General features: G+C 64.3%; 7 protein-coding genes. 3 read left to right on the forward strand and 4 right to left on the reverse strand.

All coding sequences use genetic code 11. The annotated features are described in order from the left end of the window. Positions 1–405: 405 nt before the first annotated feature. Positions 406–1,026, forward strand: coding sequence for a hypothetical protein (locus QOI01_RS06100; protein WP_526379289.1), 621 nt, complete (start codon positions 406–408; stop codon positions 1,024–1,026). Between the two features lie 317 nt (positions 1,027–1,343). On the opposite strand, the gene QOI01_RS06105 is transcribed toward QOI01_RS06100, so the two are convergent. After that, positions 1,344–1,637 carry a hypothetical protein gene (locus QOI01_RS06105; protein ID WP_526379290.1) on the reverse strand — a complete coding sequence of 98 codons (294 nt, stop codon included), beginning with the start codon at positions 1,635–1,637 and terminating at the stop codon, positions 1,344–1,346. Positions 1,638–1,729: 92 nt separating this feature from the next. Between QOI01_RS06105 and QOI01_RS06110 the strand changes: the two genes are divergently transcribed. Beyond that, the gene (locus QOI01_RS06110) at positions 1,730–3,103 is read left to right on the forward strand and encodes an FAD-dependent oxidoreductase (RefSeq protein ID WP_526379291.1); all 1,374 of its coding nucleotides are present in this window, start codon (positions 1,730–1,732) and stop codon (positions 3,101–3,103) included. Here the strand turns inward: QOI01_RS06110 and QOI01_RS06115 are convergent. Beyond that, positions 3,100–4,227 (reverse strand): extracellular solute-binding protein, encoded by a 1,128-nt coding sequence (locus QOI01_RS06115; protein WP_526379292.1) that lies wholly within the window; start codon positions 4,225–4,227, stop codon positions 3,100–3,102. The two genes, QOI01_RS06110 and QOI01_RS06115, sit on opposite strands and share 4 nt — an antisense overlap. Before the next feature lie 279 nt (positions 4,228–4,506). On the opposite strand from QOI01_RS06115, the gene QOI01_RS06120 reads away from it, so the two are divergent. Continuing rightward, positions 4,507–6,228 carry a fatty-acid--AMP ligase gene (locus tag QOI01_RS06120; RefSeq protein ID WP_526379293.1) on the forward strand — a complete coding sequence of 574 codons (1,722 nt, stop codon included), beginning with the start codon at positions 4,507–4,509 and terminating at the stop codon, positions 6,226–6,228. 11 nt (positions 6,229–6,239) lie between these two features. Here the strand turns inward: QOI01_RS06120 and QOI01_RS06125 are convergent, their stop codons facing one another. Together QOI01_RS06125 and QOI01_RS06130 are read right to left on the reverse strand one after the other, a co-directional pair. After that, a complete protein-coding gene (locus tag QOI01_RS06125) occupies positions 6,240–7,163 on the reverse strand; it encodes a methyltransferase domain-containing protein (RefSeq protein ID WP_526379294.1) in 924 nt (307 codons plus the stop codon). 55 nt (positions 7,164–7,218) lie between these two features. Then, positions 7,219–7,547: hypothetical protein (locus QOI01_RS06130; RefSeq protein ID WP_526379295.1), on the reverse strand; the 329-nt coding region annotated here is incomplete at its 5' end.

Raw genomic sequence — 7,547 nt, forward strand, 5'->3', positions numbered from 1 at the left:
GGCCGCCTCCGTCGGGCCCGACGATCGGGCTGTCCGCGTAGGAGATCAGCAGTTGCGCCTCTCGACGGATGACGAAGCTGGGATCCGTTGAGTCCGAACCGATTCCCTCGCGGGCACTGCGAACCGTACGGCCGACCATGAATGTGCAGTGGTCATGGCTAGCTACCTGCCTGTCTGTTGACGTCGTCAACACCCCTCGACGTACCCGCAGGTCACGACACGTAGTTTCGCGTGCCTTCGCGTAGTGGTTGTCGGTATCTTTGCAGGTCAACCCGATTTCTGGGACGGGTTCGATTCCCGGCAGCTCCACAATTCGATAGCAGGTCAGGCCCCCAGAAGTGGGGGCCTTTCCTGTGTCGGAGCATTGTCACCCGATTCTCGTTCACGCTCTGCCACTCTGTGCGGGTGGATCTGATGTGGGGTGTCGTCGCTCTGACGGTCGCGACGTTGACGGTGCTGCTGGCGGTTCGCCGGTTCCTCGTGGTGGGAAGCCGGTTGGTGTTCTCCCGGTATGTGGCCGTCGGCGGGTTGGTGGCGTTCTCCGCGGGCCGCGACGGCTCGACTTACCACGTGCGGTTCGAGGTGGGCGGGCCCGGGGTCTTTCACAACGTTGGGGTGCAACTGTTCGGTGTGCCGGAATCGGGCCAGGGCGCCGAGCTGGAACGGCCCGCGTTGCGACACACCATGGCTGCTGGTGACGGTCCGATCGAGTGGACCTTCCGGCTTCCCGGCGACGCGGCAGAGCGGGCGTGGGTGGTGGTGACGTGGGTGCGGCCGTATTTGCAGGGCGTCGAATCCGAGGCGCTTGCGCAATGGTTGCTGACCGGTCGCCTGTACGAATGGCGGTGGTACTCCGAGACGACCCGTTACGTGCGGACCGTGATTCGGTTCGTTGCCCGGCGGTGGTCGGTGCCGACCGGCGAGTCGATGCGCGAGTTGCCGCTGTACGGGCGGTGGCGGCGCACCTCGTCGAACACCAGCGCCGATCTGTTGGGACCGGCCGCCAGCCCGCCGCCGATGGCCTAAGCCGTCCGCGCACGCCGTCATTCCTTACCTGGCGGTTTGGAAGATTTCGCCTTCAGTCGGTCAAGTCTGGCCTCCCGGCGATCAACGGAACCAGTACGACGGTGACGACGGACTTCCGAGCCACGGCTCCGCTCGATAGCAGGCCAGGCCGAAGGGCCTGGCCTGCTTCCATTTGATCGACCGCTGATCGGGAGCTGTCCTCGAATGGCATGGAAGTCTCGGCCGCGGCGCCCGATACCGCTGATCCCGCTGGGTCGAAGGTGTTCGGTCTCGAAGCCAGCGCAGCGTCGTCTCGCCGAACTCGCGTGCGGCATTGGTCACCGGACGAATTCGCCGTGCAGATCGGGCCACGGCGGGCGGCGAACCATGGCGATGCCGGCCAGGATTGCCGAGACCAGCCCGACCAGCACTCCCATCATTGCGATGCGCGTGCCGTCCATCGCCGGGGACCAAACTGGCTTGCCACCCTTGATCACGAACACGCCGACCGGCTTGGACACCGGTATCACCGTGGCCCCGTCGGAGGTCTGATATCGCTCGCCGAAGACGGTCAACGCATCGGGATCCGTGTCGAGTGAATCGATGGCCTGGCGAGCTTCACGAAGGTTCATGTCTTCTATCTACTACTGCTGCATTGTTCCCGCTGAAGGATGCCTCTGGTCGGTCATCTGATGAGCACCTTCCGAGGCTAGGATTCCGCACCATGCCGGCGCACCCCCGAACCGTCACCGAACCGAGCCGCGAGATCGACGTCATCCACGAGACCGACGTACTGGTCGTCGGGTCGGGCCCTGGTGGCCTCGCTGCCGCCCTGGCGGCGTCGCGCGCCGGTGTGCGTGTAGCCCTGGTCGAGCGGTTCGGGTGTTTCGGAGGAAACCTCACCACGGTGGGCGTCGAGGGCTTCGCCTGGTACCGCCGCGAGCAGACCGTGGAGGCCGGCGGCATCGGATGGGAGTTCGAGCAACGCGCCAAGGAGATGGGCGCAGCAGTGCCCGAAAGTCAGTCACTCTCATACGAACTCGACTCCGAAGGCTTCAAGCTGGTCGCCGACCGACTGGTCGAGGAGGCGGGCATCCACGCGATGCTGCACCGCCAGTTCGTCGCACCCCTGATGGACGGCGACACGATCATCGGCATCGTCACCGAATCCAAGGCCGGTCGCGAGGCGATCCTCGCTCGGCGGGTCGTCGACGCGACCGGGGATGCCGACGTCGCAACGCGGGCGGGCACACCGGTCCAGAAGACGCCAGTCGAGGACATGATGGCGGCCTCGGTGATGTTCCACCTCGCCGGTGTCGACAAGGTGGCGTTTCTGACGGGGGTGGCGGAAGACCCGCAGACGTACCGCGATTGGGCGGCGGGCGAGTTCGCGGCGGAGACCGACGAGAAGGACGCAGACCTCTACTCGCCGTATCTCGGCAAGCCATTCGAGAAGGCCATCGCGGACGGCCTGATTCCGGCCGACCTGAACACGATCGGTGGCACCTGGGGCGCAATGCACGATACCGGCGAACTGACCTATATGAACTTGGTCCACCTCGCCGGCTGCGACGGCACCGACCCCGACAGTCTCACCCGCTTCGAGATCGAGGGCCGTAGGCAGGCCATGCTGGCGATCGAGGCGTTGCGCCGCTACACACCCGGTTGTGAGAGCGCCCGACTCCGCAACTTCGGGATGACCATCGGCATCCGCGACACCCGCAAGATCGACGCCGTCTACAACCTCACCGAGGCCGACGTCAGGGAGCAGGGCCGATTCGAGGACAGCATCGGCATCTACCCCGAGTTCATCGACGGATACGGTGTGCTGGTACTACCGACGACCGGGCGCTACCTGCAGATCCCGTACCGCTCGCTGCTGCCACGGGCGGTCCGCCATCTGATCGTCGCAGGGCGTGCCACCGGAGGGGACCGCATCGCGCACGCGGCAACCCGAAATATGTCGTGCTGCGCCGTCACCGGCCAGGGCGCGGGCGTGGCAGCCGCGGTGTCCATCCGCGCGGACCGGCCTCTGGCAGACGTGAACGTGTCCGCGGTCCAGGCGGAGCTGATCCGCCAGGACGTCCGGATCTCCTAGCTGACGGCCCTGGCCCAGTTACTCCCGAGGTACTCCGAGATCTTCTTGCTCTGCTCGTTGGTCGGGATCACCGAGGTGCCCTGGACCGCAGGCAGCGCTCCGAGCAAAGTCTTGTCGACGGTGCCTGCCTTGGTCATCGAATCCGCGCGCACCGGACGGGCGAGGCCCTTCAGGAAGAGGTTCTGGCCCTCGTCACTGTAAAGAAACTCTTGCCAGAGCCGAGCTGCGGCGGGGTGGGGTCCGTCCTTGTTGATGGCCTGGAAGTAGTAGCCACCGACGAGCGCGTTGGACGGCACGAACACCTTCCACGACGGAATCTTCTTGGTCTCGGCCGAGTTCAGGTAGTCCCAGTCGATGACGACGGGCGTCTGGCCGGATTCGATGGTCGCGGGCGTCGGGTCGACGGGCACGAAGTTGCCTGCAGCGTTGAGCCGGTGGAAGAAGTCGACGCCCGGGCCGATGTCGTCCACCGACCCGCCGTTGGCGATCGCGGTCATCAGCACCCCGTTCGCCGCGGCGCTGGCGGTCGTGGGGTCACCGTTGAGGGCGACCCTGCCCTTGAACTCTGGCCGCAGCAGGTCGTTGACGCCGGTGAGGTCTGGGACCTTGGACGAGTCGTAGCCTATGGACTCGTAACCCCCGTAGTCGTTGACCCAGGTACCGTTCGGATCCTTGAACTGCGCGGGGATATCGTCGAACGTGGACACCGTGTAGGGCGCGAACAAGGCGGTGTTCGCCAACGCGATCGCCTGTCCCAGGTCGAAGACGTCGGGCGCAGTGCTCTTGCCCTTCTGCTGGTTGGCTGCGTTGATCTCGTCCTGGCTGTTGGCGTCGGGTTGAGCGGAGTTCACCTTGATGCCGTACTTCGTGGAGAAGGTGTCGATGATCTCCTTGTAGTTGGCCCAATCCGGCGGCAGCGCAATCACATTGAGCGCGCCCTCGGCCTTCGCGGCCTCGACCAGCTTGTCCATCCCGCCGAAGTCAGCCGCTGAGGTGGCCTCTCTGGCGTTCACGCCGGACTCCGTCTTGGTGCCGGCGTCCTCCTTCTCCGGGGGAGCGCACGCCGCCAATCCAATGACGACCAGGGCGGTCGCGGTGGCTGCAAGGAACCGTGAGGTGGTCATTGCCCAACCTTCCGATGTAGGCGCGGCGATGGTGCGGGCAGCGACGGAAGCTGGCTGCCGCGATGTGCATCCAACCTGGCGTTCGAACACTATCGCGGCATCCGATTCCTGGCAGCCGGTTCTGGATTGTCCGCCATTCTTTCAGTCAGCCTGCGGATCGAGTGGTTCTGCGCACCAGTGGGTTCGGAGTGCGCTCGGCGCAATCGCGAAACAAGGGTGGCTGGTGCTCCGATCTCGATACGCTGTTCGAGCGTCAGCCGGGACCGGGGGGATCTGCCAATGATCGAGTCTTCCATTCGCGTCGTTCTACGCGAGCGCGCGAGCTTGCAGCCCAACGAGACTGCCTTCACATTCCTCGATTACGAACGAGACTGGGAGGGTGTCGCCGAAAGCGTGACGTGGGCGCAGCTGTATCGGCGCGTGCTGAACCTGGCTCTGGAACTCGATGGCTGCGGCTCGACCGGTGACCGGGCCGTCATATTGGCGCCGCAGGGGCTCGAATACATCGTCGCCTTTCTTGGGGCGTTGGAGGCGGGACTGATCGCAGTTCCACTCTCGGTTCCTACGGTCGGTGTTCACGACGAGCGTGTCACGGCCGTGCTGCGGGACGCGTCGCCGGCGGTCATTCTCACGACGTCCGCCGCCGTCGAGAGCGTGGTTCCCTATGCGCGGCCGTCAGCGAACACGCCCGGTCCCTCGGTCGTCGAAGTCGATTCGCTTGACCTGGATTCGCGCAAGGGGTCCAGCAAGCGGCGACGCGGCGCGCCGGAGATCGCCTACCTGCAGTACACCTCCGGGTCGACCCGCACGCCGGCCGGGGTCGTGGTCTCGCACCGCAATCTGTTGGCGAACTGGGAGCAGATGGTCTCGAACTACGTTGCCGAGAACCCGATGCCGAAGTCCACCGTGTCGTGGCTGCCGCTCTACCACGACATGGGATTGATGTGCGGTCTGTGCACCGGAATTCTGGGTGGCTGGCCAACGGAATTCACGGCTCCCGTCTCCTTCCTCCAGCGACCTGCCCGGTGGATGCAATCGCTGGCACGCAATCCCCACGTCTTGTCGGCGGCCCCGAACTTCGCCTTCAAACTGGCGGCCGCTCGAACGTCGGACGATGACATGGCCGGGCTCGACCTCGGGGACGTGTCGTTCATCAGTTGCGGCGCGGAAAGGGTGAACCCGGCCACGATCAAGCACTTCACCCAGCGGTTCGCGCCCTACAACCTTGCCGCATCGGCGATCCGCCCCTCATATGGTCTTGCTGAGGCAACGGTCTTCGTCGCCACGAACGAACCGGACATGCCGCCCGATTTCGTCCATTTCGAGTCCGACGAGTTGTCCGCCGGCCGCGCGAAGCGATGCACTACCGGTACGACCCTGGCGAGCTACGGCCGGGCGGGGTCGCCCCTCGTGCGCATCGTCGATCCCGAGATCGGGACCGAGAAGCCGGCGGAGTCGATCGGCGAGATCTGGGTGCACGGCGACAACGTCAGTTCCGGCTATTGGCAGAGACCGGCCGAGACGGAGCAGACCTTCGCGGCGACGATGAACGCCCCTTCACCGGGTACACCCGAGGACCATTGGCTGCGCACCGGAGACCTCGGATTCTTCTCCGAGGGTGAACTGTTCATCGTGGGCCGCATCAAGGACCTCTTGATCGTGCGGGGTCGCAACCTCTATCCCGACGACATCGAGGCAACCGTCACGGACATTTCAAGGGGCCGTGCCGCGGCCATCGCCCTCGTGAACGAAGCCACGGAACGGCTCGTCGTGATCGCCGAATTCAAGAAGCGAGGCCAATCGAACGAAGAGATCGCCGACAACCTCCGCAACGCTCAGGAAGAGATCACATCGGCGATATCCAACTCGCACGGCATCGGCATCGAGGATCTGATATTGGTGGCACCTGGCTCGATTCCCATCACCACGAGCGGCAAGGTCAGGCGCGCAGCCTGTGTCGAGCTCCACCGAAACGGTGAGTTTCAGCGTCTGGACGCGTAGGCAGGAAGGCGTTACGCCGTAGGGGTGTCCAGGGGCTTTCGCGCCGACGCGATGACATAGTCCGCGAAACCAGTGACCCGTTCCCACAGCTCGACACCGCGGCACTGCGCGCGATCGTCCTCAGTCACGTCCACGGTGACCTCGTGCAGCTTCTTCTGCCCCTCGACGCGCTGCCTCATGTAGTTGGCCATCGCGGGAAAGACGTCTTCCCGAATCGATTCCACGACGATGTCGTCGAAACCCGCAGCAGCCAGCCGCCGGGGATACTCTTCACGGTCATAGAAATTCGCTTCGGGAACGTGGCCGTACTTTCGGCCGAAGGCGGTCTTCCGGTCCGCCTTCTTGCCCGGTGTCGGCAGCATGTCGGCGAGCGCGATCGATCCGCCTGGCTTGAGGACGCGGAAGGCTTCGCGCATGAATAGTTCACGCGTGTCGAAGTGAAATGCGCACTCCAGGGCCAAGACTGCGTCGAACGATGCGTCCGGGAAATCCATTGCGGTCGCGGATCCGAGTCGAATGTCGAGTCGGTTCTCCAACCCGCGCTTGGCAGCGCGTTCCCGGCCCTTCTCGACGTGCACGGGCGTGATGTCGATGCCCGTGATGTGGGACAGCTCGAACCGATCGAGGAGAACGAAGTCTTGCTCTGCGAAGCCGACGCCGACGTCGAGAACCTTGTCGCCGGGTTTCAGTCCGGCACGCGTTCCCAGTAATTCGACGAGTGCCACGCAGGCGTCGGGATACTTGCGCGCGTTCTTCCAATAACCGATGTTGAGCCACAGTGGCTTGGATTCATCGGTGTACTTGTCGTTCATGAAGTCGATGACATCGTCGCCGATCATCGTGTAGTAGGCCGCCGCGTCCTTCTGTCGGAACAGAGTGAAGGAGCGGACGACAGTCAGGAATGCCCAGTAGATCGAAAGGGCAACTCGGCGCATTTTGTTCCTCCGGGATAGTCGATGCGGGCCGTGTACGGGTGGAGCTAGTCAAGGGCTAGAGCAGTCCGAGCAGTTGCAGGTCGGTGACGTATTTGATGATGATCGGCGCCGAGACGTGCGGGATGTCCTTGTCGGGCCCGATCTTTGCCTTTTGCACCGCAGCACGGAATCGGTCGCTCGAGGCGTAGGACCCGCTGGGCGGCTCTGAGGGATGCAACTGCTTGGCACTGCGTAACAGGAACTGCAAGACCTCTAGGACCGAGTGCCGGCGTTGTCGATCTGGCAGGGCACGCAGGCTGGCCTCGAACCGCTCCAACCACTCCCCGAAGTCAGCGATGCGTTGGATCGGGTAGCCGGCCTCGATCAGCCAATCGACGTAGTCAT

This window comes from Mycobacterium sp. (assembly GCF_032162605.1).
In the GTDB taxonomy this organism is placed as follows: Bacteria; Actinomycetota; Actinomycetes; order Mycobacteriales; family Mycobacteriaceae; genus Mycobacterium.

Bases quoted from the DNA above. Each gene is read 5' to 3' on its own strand.
- QOI01_RS06105 (WP_526379290.1), bottom strand. From the start codon at position 1,637: ATGAACCTTCGTGAAGCTCGCCAGGCCATCGATTCACTCGACACGGAT.
- QOI01_RS06110 (WP_526379291.1), top strand. From the start codon at position 1,730: ATGCCGGCGCACCCCCGAACCGTCACCGAACCGAGCCGCGAGATCGAC.
- QOI01_RS06115 (WP_526379292.1), bottom strand. From the start codon at position 4,227: ATGACCACCTCACGGTTCCTTGCAGCCACCGCGACCGCCCTGGTCGTC.
- QOI01_RS06120 (WP_526379293.1), top strand. From the start codon at position 4,507: ATGATCGAGTCTTCCATTCGCGTCGTTCTACGCGAGCGCGCGAGCTTG.
- QOI01_RS06125 (WP_526379294.1), bottom strand. From the start codon at position 7,163: ATGCGCCGAGTTGCCCTTTCGATCTACTGGGCATTCCTGACTGTCGTC.